Source organism: Azospira inquinata (assembly GCF_018905915.1).
Classification (GTDB): Bacteria; Pseudomonadota; Gammaproteobacteria; order Burkholderiales; family Rhodocyclaceae; genus Azospira; species Azospira inquinata.
Genome location: NZ_CP064782.1, coordinates 2,674,205 through 2,690,804, shown reverse-complemented (window position 1 = coordinate 2,690,804; position 16,600 = coordinate 2,674,205). Strand labels below are relative to the sequence as shown.

Here is a 16,600-nt window from a genome sequence, read left to right as displayed (position 1 = left end):
ACCCCCGCCCCCTGCCTCAAGCCCTCAGGCGGAAGCCGGCCAGCAGTTCCCGCAGCAGATTGGTGTGTTCCAGCAGGGCTGCCGTGGCCTGTTCCGCATCCTGGGCCGCCGCCGTGTTCTGCTCGATGAGGCTGGAAATGTGTTCCATGCTCCGGCTTACCTCCTGGCTGGCCACGGTCTGCTGCTGGGCGGCGTCGGAAATCTGCCGGGCCATGTCCGTCACCTGGCGGGAAGACTGGGTAATGCCCGCCAGCCCGGCCACGCTCTCCCCCATCAACTGATTGCCCGATTCCACCTCGGTCACCGCGCTTTCCATGCGGCTCACCGCCTCCCGGGTGGTGCTTTGGATGGCTTCCACCGTAGCCGTAATGTCCCCCGTGCTGGCCGTGGTGCGCTCCGCCAGCTTGCGCACCTCATCTGCTACCACGGCAAAGCCCCGGCCCGCCTCCCCGGCCCGGGCAGCTTCGATGGCCGCATTCAGGGCCAGCAGATTGGTCTGACTGGCGATTTCCTGGATCACCCGGGTTACGTCCCCGATGCGCACAATGGCGTCGTTCAGCTCATGGAGACTGGCGCTGGCCGCATTCACCGTGCTCACCCCCTGGGCCGTGGCGGCCATGCTCTGATCCAGCTGGCTATTGCTGGAGAGCACCAGAGTGGTGGATTGCTCCGCCGCCCCAGCGGTATCTCCCGCATGGCTGGCCACCTCGGCCACGGATTGGGAAAATTCTTCAGTGGCAGCGGCCACGGACTGGACGTCGGACAATTGCTGCTGGGACTTGGCCACCACCCCCCCCATGTCCTCCCGCAGACCGTGGGAGCGGTCTTCCACCCCAGCGGTGGCATTGCGAATCTGGTCCAGCATGACCTTGAGGCGCACCTGCATGGTGGCCAGCTGGCAGAGCAGGCGGCCCAGTTCGTCCCGGCGGGAAATGTCGATATCCCCCCGCAGATCCCCTTCGGAAATGCGCCGGAAAATATTCACGCTCTGGCGGATCGGCTCGATGATGGCCCGGATCAGCAACCAGCCACCCCCAAAAGCCAGGGCCAGGACTCCCAGGGTGATGCCCCCCATCCACAGGAGGAAACGCTCATAACGGGCCTTGGCCTGGGAAAATTCCCGCTGGGCCACGCCCTTGAAATCCTCCGCCAGGCGCTGGCAGGCCTCTTCCACCCGGGCGTAATGGGGATTGATGCGGCTCACCAGAAGGCTTTCCACGGCCCGGAAATCCCCCCGGCTCAGGGCTTCCTGGGCGGGCTTCATGGCCTCGTCACTGTACATCTGGCGCAGGCGGATCAGTTCTCCCAAATCCCGGCGCACCACCGAATCCTGGGCCTGCTGTTCCAAGGCCCGAAGCAGTTCCCAAGTGCGCTGGCGGTTTTCTTCCAGGTGGCCCACATGGACCTGGATGCTATGGTCGTGGAGCCGGGCCAGATTGCCCGCCGGATCGTGCTGCAAGCCCAGCAGCACCTGGCTGCGGCTTTCCGCCAGCAGTTGGGCCACCTGATTGGCCTGGACGGCGGGCACCAGCTCCCGCTGATACTGATCCACCAGATCCTGGTTGGACTGGTTCATGCCGTACAGGCCCAGACCGGCCAGAATCAGAGCCACCAGTACAAAGGCCCCGAGCATGGCCCTTAAGCGGGTACGCAGGGACAAGCTGCGGCGGAAGGGGCTCGTATTGCCCAGGGAGCGCTCCGGATGGGCCAGGAGATCCCGGTAAAGAATCTCCGCTTCCCGGATCTGGTCCCGGCTGGGAGGGGTGCGCACGGACATGTAGCCCTCGATCCGCCCCTCCCGGGTAATGGGCACAATCACCGCCCGCACCCAGTAGAAACCGCCGTTCTTGGCCCGGTTTTTCACCAGCCCGCGCCAGGGATTGCCCCCTTTCACCGTCTCCCACAGGTCGGCAAAGGCCTGGGGCGGCATGTCTGGGTGGCGCACCACGTTGTGATTTTTGCCCATCAGCTCGGTTCGGGAAAAACCGCTCACCGCTACAAAGGCATCATTGGCGTAGGTAATGATGCCCTTGAGGTCGGTTTTGGAGACCAGATATTCATCCTCGGGCACGGGGATTTCTTGCTGGGTAACCGGCTGATTGATTTTCATGGCGGCAGCGACTTTCTCGAAATAGCCCGCCCAGGCTGGTGATTTGGGACGGGCCGGGTACCAGAGGGACCATTATGTACAATCTCCTAGCCCGCCCCCATCGCCAGGAATGGGGATGGGGAAGGCCCCATCTCTTGTCTAAAATCCGGGTTGCCATGGAAAAACCCAAAGGGCACCCCTGTTGGATTGCGGACATTCCGGACACATCCAAGCGGGGGAGCAAAGCCCATGCCCGGACTTCCCCCCGCCTCCCGGAGCGCCCCGGCTCCCGGCCCGCCGCATTGCCAATCTTCCGGCGCTCCCGGATACTGCCATGCTGCCGTTGCCACCATTAACCATGACCGCCACCCCCACCCCCCTACGTTTTCAAGGCTCCCCCGACTATGTGGCGCCGCCGGAGCTGATGCTGGCGGTGAACGCCGCCCTGACTCTGGAGCGGCCCCTGCTCATCAAGGGGGAGCCGGGAACGGGCAAAACCCGGCTGGCGGAGGAGGTAGCCCGGGCCCTGAACCTGCCCCTCTACACCTGGCACATCAAATCCACCACCAAGGCCCAACAGGGGCTCTACGAATACGACGCGGTCTCCCGGCTGCGGGATTCCCAATTGGGCGATCCCCGGGTCCAGGACATCGCCCATTACCTGGTCAAAGGGGTGCTCTGGCAGGCCTTTGACTGCGACACTCGGGCGGTGGTGCTCATCGACGAAATCGACAAGGCGGACATCGAATTCCCCAACGACCTGCTCCAGGAGCTGGATCGGATGGAATTTCACGTTTACGAGACCCGCCAGACCGTCCGGGCCCGGCAACGGCCCCTGGTGTTCATTACCTCCAACAATGAAAAGGAATTGCCGGACGCCTTCCTGCGCCGCTGTTTCTTCCATTACATCCGTTTTCCCGACCGGGAAACCCTGGCGGCCATTGTCCAAGTCCATTTCCCCGATCTGCACCAGGCCCTGTTAAAGGAAGCCCTGAAGGTATTTTTCCAGCTCCGGGACATTCCGGGCCTGAAGAAAAAGCCGTCCACCTCCGAACTCCTGGATTGGCTCAAACTGCTCCTGGCGGAAGGAGTCCCCCCCGCCGCCCTCCACCCGGAGAGCGGCACGGCCCCCCTGCCTCCCCTCCACGGCGCCCTCCTGAAAAACGAGCAGGATGTCCATCTCTGCCTGGGCCGGCTTCCCTTTAACCGGCGGGAGCCCTAGGCATGGGCCCCACGTCCCGGCCACCAACCCATCGCCCCCTCCGGCGCCGCCCCCGGGCCTGGCTGGCCCTGGGCTGCCTGCTCCTGCCCCTGGCGGCCTGGGCCCAGCTCACCCCCATCACCCTGCAACTCAAGTGGCGCCACCAGTTCCAGTTCGCCGGTTATTACGTGGCCCAGGTCAAGGGCTACTACCGGGAAGCCGGGCTGGCGGTGAATATCAAGGAAATTGTCCCCGGCCAGAACCCCATTACGGAGGTCTGCTCCGGCCGGGCCCAATTCGGTATCAGCGATTCGGAACTGGCCCTGGCCCGGGGTCAGGGGAGGCCCGTAGTGGCCCTGGCCACCATTTTCCAGCACTCCCCCCTGGTACTCCTGGTCCGGGCTGGGGGGGATATCCGCATCCCCAAAGACCTGGAAGGCCGCCGTCTGGGGCTCCAGCCCTGGGAAACCGAGCTGCTGGCCTATCTGCGCCGCCAGGGGGTGGATTTATCCAAGGTCTATACGGTGGAGCGGGACTTCACTCCGGATGACCTGATCCGGGGCAAGGTGGACGCCCTGTCGGGCTACGTCACCGACGAAACCTACGATCTGGAAAAAGCCCGCATTCCCTATTTCGCCTTCACCCCCCGGGAAGGGGGAGTGGATTTCTACGGGGATACCCTGTTCACCTCCCGCCAGGAGCTGGACCGCCACCCCCGTCAGGTGGAAGCCTTCCGCCAGGCCAGCCTGCAAGGCTGGAATTACGCCCTGGAGCACCCGGAAGAAGCCATCCGCATCATTCAGGCCAACTATTCTCCCCGCCACAGCTACGACCACCTGCGCTACGAGGCGGAACACACCCGGGCCCTGGTGGAACCGGACATCATCGCCGTGGGCACCATGCTCCCAGAGCGCTGGCAGAAAATCGTCGCCACCTACCAGTCCCTGGGCCTGCTGGCCCCCGGGCCCACGGCCTGGCCCGATTTCGTCTATCAGCCGCCGGAGGCGCCCCGCCTTACCCCCTGGCATGAGGTGCTCTTTCTCCTCACCGCCCTTCTGGCCCTGGGGGGATTCTTCGCCGCCCTTTATCTGCGCCGCCTGCAACGGCAGATGGGGCGCCAAATGGGGGCCCTGCGGGAAACGGAAAAGCATCTCCAGGCCAGCGAAGCCCGCTTCCGGGTGGCCTTTCAAACCCTGCCCCTGGCGGCTTTCGCCTGGGATAAGGAAATGCGGGTGCTGGAATGGAACCACCGGGCGGAAGAGGTCTTCGGCTGGCGCCGGGAAGACGTACTGGGCCAGGACTTCCTTTCCCTGATCGTCGCCCCCGAAGCCCGGGCCACGGTGCTGGGCATCGCCGCCACCCTGTTCGACAGCCCGGTGCCCCTCTACCAAGTGAATACCAACCTCACCAAGGACGGCCGCATTATCCAGTGCCACTGGAGCAATGCGGTGGTGCGGGGGGCCGACGCCCCGGAAGGGGCTTTTGCCATTTCCCTGGCGGAGGACGTAACGGACCGGCGCCGCATCCAGCGGGCGTTGGAAGAAAGCGAACGGCGCTACCGCCTGCTGGTGGAAAGCGCCCCCTTTCCGGTCCTCATCACCCGCCTGGACAACGACCGGATGCTCTACATCAACCAGCGAGCCGCCCAGCTCCTGGGCCAGTCCCAGGAAAAATGCATCGGCCGCCCCGCCCCTTCCTATTACAAAACCCCGGCGGACCGGGCCTGGCTTAAAGCCCAGGTCCAGAGCCGGAGTGTGGTCACGGACTTTGAGGCCTGCCTCATCAACGGCCGGGGGGAAGAGCGCTGGGTGCTGATTTCCGCCGCCCTGTCCGGCTTTGATGGGGAAGAGGCCATGATCGTGGCCTGCAACGATATTACCCGGCGCCGGGAGGCGGACGAGGCCCTGCGGGAAAGCGAGGCCCGCTTCCGCTTTATCGCGGAACGCTCCGCCGACATCATCTGGGAAATGGACAGTAACTTCATCTTCACCTATATCAACGGGGCAGATGAGCGGCTGCGGGGCTTCCCCGCCAGCGAGGTGATCGGCCATCCCCTGGAAGATTTGCTCCCCCCCCAGGCCATGGCCCAGGTACGCCAGATCACCCTGGAACACCAGAAACTGCGGGATGCGGGCCAGCAGACCCCCTATTTGCTCATGGAGCTGGAGCAAAAATGCCGGGACGGCAGCACCATCTGGACCGAGGTCCACGCCACCAATATCGTGGATGCCCATGGTCGTCGGGTGGGCATTTGCGGCGTCACCCGGGACATCAGCGCCCGGAAGCGCCATGAAGACGCCCTCCAGGCCATGAACCGGCGTCTGGAAGCCCAGCTGCGGGAAATCAACCTGTTGCAGGACAAGCTCAAGGATCAGGCCACCCGGGACGGCCTGACGGGCCTCTACAACCGCCGCTACCTGGACGAAACCCTGGAGCGGGAAATGGCCCGGGCCGAGCGGGACGGCTATCCCCTGGCCCTGGTGATGCTGGACATCGACCACTTCAAGAACCTCAACGACAGCTTCGGCCACCGGGCCGGGGACGAGGTGCTGCGCCAGTTGGGAGAATTCCTGCGCCACCATGCCCGGGCCGGGGATTTGCCCTGCCGCTACGGGGGGGAAGAATTTCTCCTGGTCCTGCCCCAGATGGACATGGCCCACGCCCTGGAACGGGCGGAAACCTGGCGGCAGGAATTTGCCGAACGGATCGTGGAATTTGAAGGGGACAAGCTGCAGGCCACGGTCTCCGCCGGGGTAGCCTGCTACCCGGACCACGGCACCACCCCGGACCGCCTGGTGGAAGCGGCGGACAGCGCCCTCTACCGGGCCAAGGAAGCGGGCCGCAACCAGGTCATGGGGGCCCCCGACCCGGCCCATGCTGACTGACTTTCTTCTCCACCTGCGGCGCCAGGGCCTGCCCGTCTCCACCACCGAACTCCTGACCCTGCTGGCGGCCCTGGAAGCCCGGCTCATCCCCCCGGGGCTGGAAGATTTCTACCACCTGGCCCGGCTTTGCCTGGTAAAGGACGAAAGCCGCTATGACCGCTTTGATCAGGCCTTCGCCAGCTATTTCAAAGCCACCACCCAGGCGGCGGGCTTGGAACGGGAACTGCCGGAAGACTGGCTGAGGCTGGCGGGGCAACGCCTCCTCTCGGAGGCGGACAAGGCACGCCTGGAAAAACTAGGCTGGGAACGGCTCATGGCCACCCTAGCCCAGCGTCTGGCAGAACAGAAGGCACGCCACGCCGGGGGCGCCAAGTGGATCGGCACCGGCGGCACTTCCCCCTTTGGCCACGGTGGCTACCATCCAGAAGGGGTGCGCATCGGCGGCCCGGGGGGCCAGGGCCAGGCGGTGAAGGTCTGGGAAAAGCGGGAGTTCCGCAATCTGGACGATCAGGTCGAACTGGATAACCGGAATCTCCAGCTGGCCCTGCGTCGGCTGCGCCGCTTCGCCCGGGAAGGGGCGGCGGAAGAACTGGATATGGACGCCACCCTCAAGGGCACGGCCCGCCAGGGTGGCCTGCTGGATATTCGCCTGCGGCCGGTACGGCGCAATGGGGTCAAGGTTCTCCTCTGCCTGGATGTGGGAGGCTCCATGGACGCCCACGTGGCCCGCTGCGCCGCCCTGTTTTCCGCCTGCCGCCTGGAATTCAAGCACCTGGAGCATTTCTACTTCCACAACTGCGTCTATGAAAGACTGTGGCGGGACAATCGGCGGCGCCGGGACCAGGGCCTGGCCACCCTGGACCTGATCCACACCTACGGCCCGGATTACCGGCTCATCTTTGTGGGGGACGGGGCCATGAGCCCCTACGAACTCACCCATCCCCATGGCAGCGTGGAACATCTGAACCCGGAAGCGGGTCAGGTCTGGCTCCAGCGTCTGTTAAACGCCTATCCACGGGCCGTCTGGCTAAATCCGGAGCCCCCGGAATACTGGTCTTTCCACCCGTCCAACCGGCTCATCCGGCAGCTGCTGGGGCAACGCATGTTTCCCTTGAGCCCGGCGGGCCTGGAAGCCGCCATCCGCTGCCTGAAATAGGCCGGAGGCGAAACGCTGTAACTGGCCAGGGAAAACACCCGGCTACCACCCACATCCGGCCAACACCCATAAAAAAGCCGGACCTGAGGTCCGGCTTTTTGGGAAACCCGCCCCGATCAGAGCAGGCCGGGCAGAGAATAATCGGACTGGTTCATCAGATCCACCCCGCACTCCAGGCCTTCCACCCAGTCGATGAAGCGTTTGACCATTTCCTTGCCTTCAAAACGGCAGCCGTGCTGGGGCACGATCATTTCAATGTCCAGGGGCCGGACCATGGCCGCCCAGTAACGGCAGATTTTGTTGGAAACGATGTAGCGGTGATGGAAACCCTGCATCTTGAGCAGATGGGCGTCGAAGTCCGTCACCGGTTCCAGGGCTTCCTTCTGGGTCACGATGGAGGTGCCCAGATCCCCGGAAAAGAGAATCTTGGAGACCGGATCGTAGAACTGGAAATTACCTTCGGCGTGGAGGAAGTGGGCCGGCAGGGCTTGCAGCTTACAGTTGCCCAGGGGAATTTCTGCGCCCCGGTCCGGAATGCCGATGACCCGGCCGCTAATGTCCCGGCCCGTGGTGAAGTGGGGGACGAAACGAATCCATAGATTGGAAATCATGACCTTGCAGTGGGAGGCCACGAACCACTTATTCACCGAAGCGATAATGTCCGGGTCCGCATGGGAGGCCAGGAGCAGGTCCAGATCCCGGGAGGAGAAATATTTCTGCATGCCCATGAGCAGCCCGGAATAGGTCATATTGCCGCCCGGGTCGATCAGGGCGCCGTGGCCATTGTCCGCAATGAGGAACTGGTTGGACTGGACCACATTGTCCTGGTCGTCGTCGATCAGGTCGTAGAAGGCAAGGCAGACGTGCTTGCCGTCGTTGTAAAGCTCAACAGCCATGGGAATCTCTCGGGGGAAAGGGGAAACCGGGGACCGATACCAGTACTTTCGGCATACGGGCCGCTATTTTCCCCGTCAAGGCTCGAGCTTTCTTGATCCCGGTCAAGAAAACAGCCCTTTCCCCTCCCTTGCGGCCCTTTGCCACAGCAGGAACCAGGCGGGATCGGTAGGTTCAGGAGCCCCTAACGCGGCCCTTTCGGCCAAGTCCGGCCCGCCGCCCCCTTGGCCTAACCGCCCTATTCGGGCTGAACGGCGGGGGGCGCCACCTTCACCACCTCTTCCAGGGTGGTAATGCCCGCCGCCACCTTCATGGCCCCGGAAATCCGCAGGGGCTTCATGCCCTGGCGGTAAGCCTGATCCCGGATTTTGGCCACATCCGCATCGGGATGGATCAGATGCTTGAGTTCCGGGGTCAGGGGCAGCAGTTCATAGAGCCCCACCCGGCCCATGTAGCCGGTCATGCGGCATTCCAGACAGCCCACAGGCTGGTGGATGTGAGCCGGACGACGGGATTTCCAGGGGGACACCAGGGCATTCCAGGTGGCCACGTCCGTTTCGCTCATGGGCACGGACTGTTTGCAATGGGGGCAAAGGGTACGCACCAAGCGCTGGGCCATGACCCCCAGCAGGGTGGCGTTGATCAGATAGGGGGGCAGGCCCAGGTCCAGCAGCCGGGTAATGGCGGAAGGGGCATCGTTGGTGTGCAGGGTGGAGAGCACCAGGTGGCCCGTCAGAGCCGCCTGGATGGCCATGTCCGCCGTTTCCAGATCCCGGATTTCCCCCACCATGATGATGTCCGGGTCCTGGCGCATCAGGGCCCGCACCCCGTCGGCAAAGCCCAGGTCAATGGCGTGCTGCACCTGCATCTGGTTAAAGGCGGGCTCCACCATTTCGATGGGGTCCTCGATGGTGCAGACATTCACCTCCGGGGTAGCCAGGGCCTTCAGGGTGGAATAAAGGGTGGTGGTCTTCCCCGACCCCGTGGGGCCGGTGACTAGGATAATGCCGTTGGGGTGGCCGGTCATCTGGCGCCAACGCAGCCGGTCCTCGTCGGAAAAACCCAGTTCGGAAAAATCCCGCACCAGCACTTCCGGATCGAAAATCCGCATCACCAGCTTTTCCCCAAAGGCCGTGGGCAGGGTAGAAAGGCGCAGTTCTACCTCCTGGCCGTCGGGCATCCGGGTCTTTACCCGGCCGTCCTGGGGACGGCGCTTTTCGATCACGTCCATGCGCCCCAGGAGCTTGATGCGGCTGGTCATGGCGGTGAGCACCGCCATGGGAATCTGGTACACCTGATGCAGCACCCCGTCGATGCGGAAGCGCACAATGCCCACGTCCCGCCGGGGCTCCAGGTGGATATCCGAGGCCCGTTGCTCGAAGGCGTACTGCCAGAGCCAATCCACAATATGGACGATGTGCTGGTCGTTGGCATCGAACTGGCGGTTGCCCCGGCCCAGTTCCACCAGTTGCTCAAAGGAAGACAGGCCGGATTTTTCCCCGCCGGACCGGTTGGCCTTTTTCACCGACCGGGCCAGGTTGTAAAACTCCACCAGATAGCGGGCGATATCCACCGGATTGGCCACCACCCGGCGAATATCCTTGCGCAGGATGGGCTGCATTTCCTTTTCCCATTCCCGCATGAAGGGTTCGGCGGTGGCCACCACCACTTCGCTGGCCGTCACCCCCACGGGCAGAATCTTGAAGCGCCCGGCGTAGGCGCTGGACATCACATCGGTGACGGAGGAAAAGTCGATTTTCAGGGGATCAATGTGCAGATATTCCAGATCCGCCTTGTCCGCCAGCCACTCGGTGAGCACCTCCGTGGTCAGCACCGCATGGGGGGGCTGGAGGCTTTTCCACTGCTGCTCCCCGATCACCACCAGGGGATGGGCATCTCCCCGATAGAGCTTGCGCTCCGCCGACAGAGCCTTGGCCTCCGAACTGGACACCCAATGGTCCGCCACCAGCAATTTCAGCACTTCGGTCAAGGTCAGGCGGTGATCCATCAGGACTTCGGGCATGGTCGTCTTTAAGCCATTCGGGCAGCATGGGAATGCCGCACTATACCGCGCCCCCCGGGGGGCCTCAACGCGCCAGGGTCTTTTCCCGGCCGTCCCCAGGCCAGCCGGGAAGCAGGGTGGCGTTAAAATGAGGCCTTCCCTTTCCCCCGGACTCCCCATGGAAACCGTTCCCGCCATCGTCATCGGTGCCGGCGTTGTCGGCCTGGCCTGCGCCCGGGCCCTGGCCAGGCGGGGCATCCCCCCCCTCATCCTGGAACAGCACGGCGCCTTTGGCCAGGAGACCAGCGCCCGAAACAGCGAGGTGATCCACTGCGGCATCTACTATCCCCCTGGTTCCCTCAAGGCCCAGCTCTGCGTCCAGGGTCGGGAGCTGCTTTACGATTTTTGCGCCAGCCACGGGATCGGACACCGGCGTTGCGGCAAGCTCATCGTGGCCACGGACCGGGAGGGCGAGCGGCGCCTGGAACAGCTCCACGCCCAGGGGCTGGCCAACGGGGTCACCGATCTGGAGCGCCTCTCCGGCCCGGAGGCCCAGGCCTTGGAGCCCGCCCTGCACTGCACGGCGGCCCTCCTCTGCCCCAGCACGGGCATTGTGGATAGCCATGGTTTGATGCTGGCCCTACTGGGGGAAGGGGAAGCGGGGGGCGCCACCCTGGTCTGCCACAGCCCAGTGCTGGGGGGAGACTGGGACGGCAAGCGGCTGGCCCTCCAGGTGGGGGAGGAAGGCAGCGAGGGGGCAACCATGGCCCTGGCCGGGGAGCTGGTTATTAATGCCGCCGGACTCCAGGCCACCCAGGTGGCCCGGGCCTGGCGAGGCTTTCCCGGCCCCCTGCCCGCCCCCCATTACGCCAAGGGCAATTATTACAGCCTGAGTGGCCGCCCCCCCTTTTCCCACCTTATCTATCCCCTGCCCGAGCCCGGGGGCCTGGGGGTTCATCTGACCCTGGACCTGGGGGGCCAGGCCCGTTTCGGGCCGGATGTGGAATGGCTACCCGGCGCCGATCCCGGGCATCTGGATTACGGGGTGGCTCCCGAGCGGGCCCAGTCCTTTTACGGAGAGGTGCGCAAATACTGGCCGGGGCTGGCGGAGGGAGCCCTGCAACCGGCCTACAGCGGCGTTCGCCCCAAAATCGCCGCCCCCGGGGCCTGGGCCGACTTTCAGCTCCAGGGCCCGGCCCACCACGGGGTCCCCGGGCTGGTAAATCTCTTCGGTATTGAATCCCCAGGCCTTACCGCCTCCCTGGCCCTGGGGGAAGCGGTGTGCCAGACCCTGGGGGTATAGGGGACGGCGGCGCCCGGCAGTCCCCCCCTTTAACCTGGCGCCAAGGACGCCGCACCAGCCCGGCCCCGGCGACTTTTCCCGCTTTCTGAGGAAAAATCCGCCCCCGGGATTCCCTGGGCCCCTTCATACGGCCGTCACACAGGGGGCCTAAGCTTGGCGCCCAATCATGGTTCAAGTACGCGCCATCTTCATTTCTGACGTCCACCTGGGCACCCGGGCCTGCCAGGCGGACCGGCTACTGGATTTCCTGCGGGAACATCCTTCCGAACATCTTTACCTGATCGGCGACATCGTGGATTTCTGGTCCATGAGCCGGGGCATTTACTGGACCCCCGCCCAGAACACCGTGGTCCAGAAAATCCTCCGCCGGGCCCGCCACGGCGGTCAGGTCATGCTTATTCCCGGTAATCACGATGAGGCCCTGCGGGCCCACGACGGCCTGGATTTCGGCGGCATCCGGGTGCAAAACGAACACATCCACGTCACCGCCGACGGCAAACGCCTGCTGCTGGTCCACGGGGATGAATTCGATCAGGTCACCCGCTACCACCGCTGGGTGGCGGTGCTGGGGGACATGGCTTACAACCTGCTGGTGCGCATCAATACCAGCCTGTCCTGGTTCCGCCGCCGCCTGGGCCTCACCGGCTACTGGTCCCTGGCCGGTTACGCCAAGCGCAAGGTAAAGACCGCCATCAATTTCATCTTCAATTTCGAAGATTCGGTGGTGCGGGCCGTCAAGGAGCGCCAGCTGGATGGGGTGGTCTGCGGCCACATCCACTGGGCCGCCCTGCGCCAAGTGGAGGAGGTGCTCTACATCAACTGCGGAGACTGGGTGGATTCCTGCACCGGCATCGTGGAACACCTGGACGGGCGGCTGGAACTCATCACCTGGGGCAATGCCCCCGTTACCGCCAGCGCCGCCGAAGTGGCGGAGGCGCCCAGTTCAACGTCCTCCCCGGAAAGGGAGCTGGAAGGCCTGACCCAGGCCTTAAGCCGGGAGATGATTTCCCCCCTGGAGCCCCACTCCAAATAAATCCGGCCATCCCGGTCCCCCTTCCTGGGGCCCGGAGAAGGAAATCCCGCACCGGAAAAGCTCAAGAAAACAGCCAGGGAAGCCCAAGCGCCTGGGCATCCGGACAGGGGTTTCCTGGGCTTCACGTCCCCAACGGGTAAAATGGGGGTTTTGCTCCCCTCCCCCATGCCGTCTCCCACCAATCAGGCCAGCTGGGTGCTGGATACCAATATCGTCCTGGATATCTACCACTTCCGGGAATCTGCCCTAGCCCCCCTGGCCGCCGCCCTGCAAGACACTGGAGTGCGCTGCCTGTCCAGCCCGGCCACCCTGGACGAATTGGCCCGGGTCCTGGGCTATCCCCAGTTTCGCCTCGATCCACCGGCCCAGGCGGCCATTTTTCAGGCCTACCGGCAACGGGTAACCCTGGTGGAAGTGACGGACATTCCCCCCCTGCCCCGCTGCCGCGACCGGGACGATCAGAAATTTCTCGAGCTGGCCGCGGTCGGCGGGGCCCAATGGCTGATCAGCAAGGATAAGGAAGTGCTGCGTCTGGCCCGGCGTAAGCTGGCCCCCGCCCAATTTCTCATCCTCTCCCCCCTCCAGGCCGTGGCCCAACTGGTTAAAGGGGAAGGGTCATGAAAGCCCGGAAACCCCAAGTCTGTCCCTGTGGTTCCGGCCACACCTATGAAGAGTGCTGTGCTCCCTGGCACGGGGGCCAGCCAGCCCCCACGCCGGAAGCCCTAATGCGTTCCCGCTACAGCGCCTACGCCCGGGGGCTGGAGGACTATCTACTGGCCACCTGGGCCCCGGATACCCGCCCCGCCAGCCTGGATCTGGCCGTCCCCCCCATCCCCCAATGGATAGGGCTGGAGATTCTGGCCCGGGAGCAAGGTCGGGACGGAGAAGGGGAAACCGGCAAGGTGCACTACCGGGCCCGCTACAAACTCAACGGCCGAGCCCACCGGCTGGAGGAAATCAGCCGCTTCCGCAAAATAGGGGAGCGTTGGTATTACGTGGACGGGGATATCCGGGAAGACTGAGCCCCCCGATCCTGGGGCGCCCCCGCCGGATAACGTTCTTTCAGGGCGGTAAGCACCTGGGCCACCACCGGCCCCCATTGCCCCAGCTGGCTTTGACGAAACAGGCGCAGACTGGGATACCAGGGGGAATGGTCCGCCGCCACTTCCCAGCGCCATTCCCCGGAACTGCGCAGCAGGAGCCAACAGGGCTTACCCAGGGCTCCCGCCAGATGGGCGACCGCCGTATCGGCCGCAATGACCAAATCCAGGGAATCCACCAGGGCGGCAGTCTGGGAAAAATCGGCGAAATGGGGGCGTCCGTTGCAAAAACGGGCCAGCAAAAGACTGTTCTGGTCTGCCTCGGGCAAGGACGGTTGCAGAGAAAACCACTGGGCCGGGAAATCCAGCAGGGGGGCCAGAGCAGACAGGGGCATGTCCCGGAAAGGATTGGCCAGCCCCACCTGCCGCCCCGCCCAGACCAGGCCGATACGGGGTAAGGCGGCCGACCAGACCTCCACCGCCAAACCGGACGGGCTTTGGCTTTGGCTTTGGCTTTGGCTTTGGCTCGAGCTCGGGAAAGTCCGCGCCCCCAGGTCCATGGGAGCACGAAGATAGGGGCTAGGGAAGGCCAGCGGTCGGGCCTCCCCGGTAAGCAGGTACCAGGTCAGGGGCAGGCTCATCAAGGGACACTGGTAATCGTGATCCGGCAATGCGCCGTCCATATCCAGAACCTGAAGGCCCCACCCCTGGGCGGCCAACAGGGAAACCAGTCCCGAAGGGACGGCCAGATAAATTTGCTCGGCGAAAGGCGCCAGGGCGGCCCCATAGCGGCAGAACTGCAGGCTGTCCCCCAGCCCCTGCTCCGCCCAGAGCAGCAGCACCTTGCCCTTCAGGGGGCTCCCCCCTAGCCACAGGGGCTGGGAGGAAAACTGGTAGCCCCGCAGCTGATCCGTCTTCCAGCGCCATTCCCAGAGTTCCCAGCCCCGGGGAAAATCTCCCCGGGAAAGGCAAGCCAGGGCCAATTCCGCCCATCCGGCCGCCATATCCGGGGCCAGGGCGGTACCCCGCTCCCCGGCGGCTTGGGCTTCCGGATGGCGCCTCAGGGCCCGGAGTACCCGGCTCTGATGGAGATAGGCCAAGGCCTGGTCCGGATTCCGGCGGGCGGCCTGGGCCAAGGCTTCCAGGGCGGCCTGGAGCCCTCCCCGAGCTTCCAGAACCTGGCCAAGGGCCAGCCATGCCTCCCCTTGGTCCGGGGACAAAGCCAGGCTTCGCTCCAGGTCTGCCTGGGCCCCTTCATAATCCCCCAATTCCAGCCGGAAACGCCCCCGGGACAACCAGGCCGCCCCCACCTCTCCATGGGCCCCTATCTGCGCCCCCCAGTAGGCTTCCCCTTCCCGGATCAGGGACTGGCGCCGCTCCCGGGCCTGGGGTTCATCCGGCACATACTGGAGATAACGGTTCAGGGCGGCTAGGGCCAGGTCATAACGGTGCTGGCTTTGCAGCAGCTCCGCCTTGGCCATGTAGGCTGGCAGGAACAAGGGGGTATGGGCCAGAGCCCGATCCAGGTGCGCCAGCGCCTTTTCCGGCTGGCTCTGGCGGCGAGCCGTGATGCTCTGCACCATTTCCCCCATGGCCTCGGACAATCCCTGCAAAGATGCCAGCTGGCGCCCCATACCTCCCCCGAAAAGCTTGCTATCGTAACCTGCCTGGGACCAAATTCGGGTATTCTCTCGGATGTCGCTGTTAAATGCTTTTACAACAACGTTTTTTTGTAGCGGACGCGACCCGCTGCCCCCTTTTCACAAGACCAACGCCTGCCCGAAAGCCTTTAGTCGATCGTGGAATACAAGGACACTTCTTCCAGTGACTCCCGGCTCGCCCTTATCGTCTGGCATCGCCTGACGGGGCTCATGCCGGGGGAATTGAATAAGGCGGAACTGGCCTGGCTTTTGTCTCCCCACTTTCATCTGGCCCTGCTGACTCGTCGCCGGGCTACCATGATCGTGAACCGGGTGCGCCTGGTGGCTTTTCTTTTCGCCGTGCTCACTCCCCTGTGGAGCGTGGTGGATTACCTCTTTTTCCCCTTTCCCCTCTGGCTCCATCTGGCGGGCATGCGGCTAGCAGCCTGCGCCGCCTTCAGCTATCTGCTCCTGTATTACCGCCCCACGGGCAGCCTGCCCAACGCCTACCGGGCCATGGCCCTGCTCTTCGCCATTCCCACGGTGTTCTATATCGCCTCCCATCAGCTGCTTCAGACCTATCACCTATCCGGTCTCCAGGCAGCCATTGGAGCCGGGTATGCCTTCCTGCCCTTTGTGCTGCTGGCGGGACTTTCTGTCTTTCCCCTGACCCTGGTGGAAAGCATTATGTTCGCTACCCCCATGCTTATTGCCCAGGGACTGGCGGGATTGCTCACCCGGGCCAGCCAGGACTGGCCTGCCTTCACGGGCACTTTCTGGCTCCTGACCCTGATCGCCGGGGTCTCCGCCCTTTCCGGCCTGAGCCAGCTGGCCTTCATGATCGCCCTGGTGCGCCAGGCGGTGCGGGACCCTCTCACCGGGATTTTTTCCCGACGCAGCGGGGAGGAAGTGCTGGAACTCCAATACGTCATTTCCACCCGCACCAACACCCCTTTGACGGTGGCCTTTATCGACCTGGACAACTTCAAGGCGGTAAATGACACCTTTGGCCATGAAGCGGGGGACGAGGTGCTCCTCTCCACCACCACGGCCATCAGCAACACCCTGCGGCGGGGCGATGTCCTGGCCCGCTGGGGCGGGGAAGAGTTCATGCTGATCATGCCCAATACGGACATGGGCCAGGCCACTTCCGCCCTGCAACGGCTGCGCCAGAGTGGTCTGGGGCCCAAACCGGATGGCCGCCCAGTCACGGCCAGCATTGGCGTCTCGGAGCGTATCCAGGACCGGGTTCAGGACTGGAAATCCCTGGTGGAGCTGGCAGACGCCCGCATGTATCTGGCCAAAAACAATGGCCGGGATCGGGTGGTCACCAACAGCCAGGGGCTTCCTGGCTAAA

General features: G+C 64.3%; 12 protein-coding genes. 8 read left to right on the top strand and 4 right to left on the bottom strand.

Annotation, left to right across the window (positions count from 1 at the left end; translation table 11 throughout):
- Window positions 1-16: 16 nt before the first annotated feature.
- The gene (locus Azoinq_RS12300; RefSeq protein WP_216128663.1) at window positions 17-2,110 is read right to left on the bottom strand and encodes a methyl-accepting chemotaxis protein; all 2,094 of its coding nucleotides are present in this window, start codon (window positions 2,108-2,110) and stop codon (window positions 17-19) included.
- Between the two features lie 337 nt (window positions 2,111-2,447).
- Between Azoinq_RS12300 and Azoinq_RS12295 the strand changes: the two genes are divergently transcribed.
- From Azoinq_RS12295 to Azoinq_RS12285, 3 genes are read left to right on the top strand one after another with little or no spacing between them, the layout of a single operon-like run.
- On the top strand, window positions 2,448-3,311 hold the full coding sequence (locus Azoinq_RS12295; protein ID WP_216132442.1) for an AAA family ATPase: 864 nt from the start codon (window positions 2,448-2,450) through the stop codon (window positions 3,309-3,311).
- Window positions 3,312-3,313: 2 nt separating this feature from the next.
- On the top strand, window positions 3,314-6,175 hold the full coding sequence (locus Azoinq_RS12290) for a PAS domain S-box protein (RefSeq protein WP_216128665.1): 2,862 nt from the start codon (window positions 3,314-3,316) through the stop codon (window positions 6,173-6,175).
- Complete coding sequence (locus Azoinq_RS12285; protein WP_216128667.1) at window positions 6,165-7,331, top strand: vWA domain-containing protein; 1,167 nt, start codon at window positions 6,165-6,167, stop codon at window positions 7,329-7,331. Before Azoinq_RS12290 ends, Azoinq_RS12285 begins: the two co-directional genes overlap by 11 nt.
- 116 nt (window positions 7,332-7,447) lie before the next feature.
- Here the strand turns inward: Azoinq_RS12285 and Azoinq_RS12280 are convergent, their stop codons facing one another.
- Window positions 7,448-8,227 (bottom strand): oxygen-binding di-iron domain-containing protein, encoded by a 780-nt coding sequence (locus tag Azoinq_RS12280; RefSeq protein WP_216128669.1) that lies wholly within the window; start codon window positions 8,225-8,227, stop codon window positions 7,448-7,450.
- Window positions 8,228-8,463: 236 nt separating this feature from the next.
- The gene (locus Azoinq_RS12275; RefSeq protein WP_216128671.1) at window positions 8,464-10,248 is read right to left on the bottom strand and encodes a GspE/PulE family protein; all 1,785 of its coding nucleotides are present in this window, start codon (window positions 10,246-10,248) and stop codon (window positions 8,464-8,466) included.
- Between the two features lie 157 nt (window positions 10,249-10,405).
- Between Azoinq_RS12275 and Azoinq_RS12270 the strand changes: the two genes are divergently transcribed.
- The 4 genes from Azoinq_RS12270 (at window position 10,406) to Azoinq_RS12255 (ending at window position 13,585) form a co-directional block, all read left to right on the top strand.
- The gene (locus Azoinq_RS12270) at window positions 10,406-11,530 is read left to right on the top strand and encodes an NAD(P)/FAD-dependent oxidoreductase (protein ID WP_216128673.1); all 1,125 of its coding nucleotides are present in this window, start codon (window positions 10,406-10,408) and stop codon (window positions 11,528-11,530) included.
- Window positions 11,531-11,696: 166 nt separating this feature from the next.
- Entirely contained in the window at window positions 11,697-12,563 is an 867-nt protein-coding gene (locus Azoinq_RS12265) for a UDP-2,3-diacylglucosamine diphosphatase (protein WP_216128675.1), read from the top strand.
- 165 nt (window positions 12,564-12,728) lie between these two features.
- Complete coding sequence (locus tag Azoinq_RS12260) at window positions 12,729-13,184, top strand: putative toxin-antitoxin system toxin component, PIN family (protein WP_216128677.1); 456 nt, start codon at window positions 12,729-12,731, stop codon at window positions 13,182-13,184.
- Window positions 13,181-13,585: a YchJ family protein gene (locus tag Azoinq_RS12255; RefSeq protein WP_216128679.1), complete on the top strand. Its 405-nt coding sequence runs from the start codon at window positions 13,181-13,183 to the stop codon at window positions 13,583-13,585. Before Azoinq_RS12260 ends, Azoinq_RS12255 begins: the two co-directional genes overlap by 4 nt.
- Here the strand turns inward: Azoinq_RS12255 and Azoinq_RS12250 are convergent.
- Window positions 13,555-15,237: a tetratricopeptide repeat protein gene (locus tag Azoinq_RS12250; RefSeq protein WP_216128681.1), complete on the bottom strand. Its 1,683-nt coding sequence runs from the start codon at window positions 15,235-15,237 to the stop codon at window positions 13,555-13,557. The two genes, Azoinq_RS12255 and Azoinq_RS12250, sit on opposite strands and share 31 nt — an antisense overlap.
- 165 nt (window positions 15,238-15,402) lie before the next feature.
- On the opposite strand from Azoinq_RS12250, the gene Azoinq_RS12245 reads away from it, so the two are divergent.
- Window positions 15,403-16,599 carry a GGDEF domain-containing protein gene (locus Azoinq_RS12245; RefSeq protein ID WP_232368481.1) on the top strand — a complete coding sequence of 399 codons (1,197 nt, stop codon included), beginning with the start codon at window positions 15,403-15,405 and terminating at the stop codon, window positions 16,597-16,599.
- Window position 16,600: the final 1 nt, after the last annotated feature.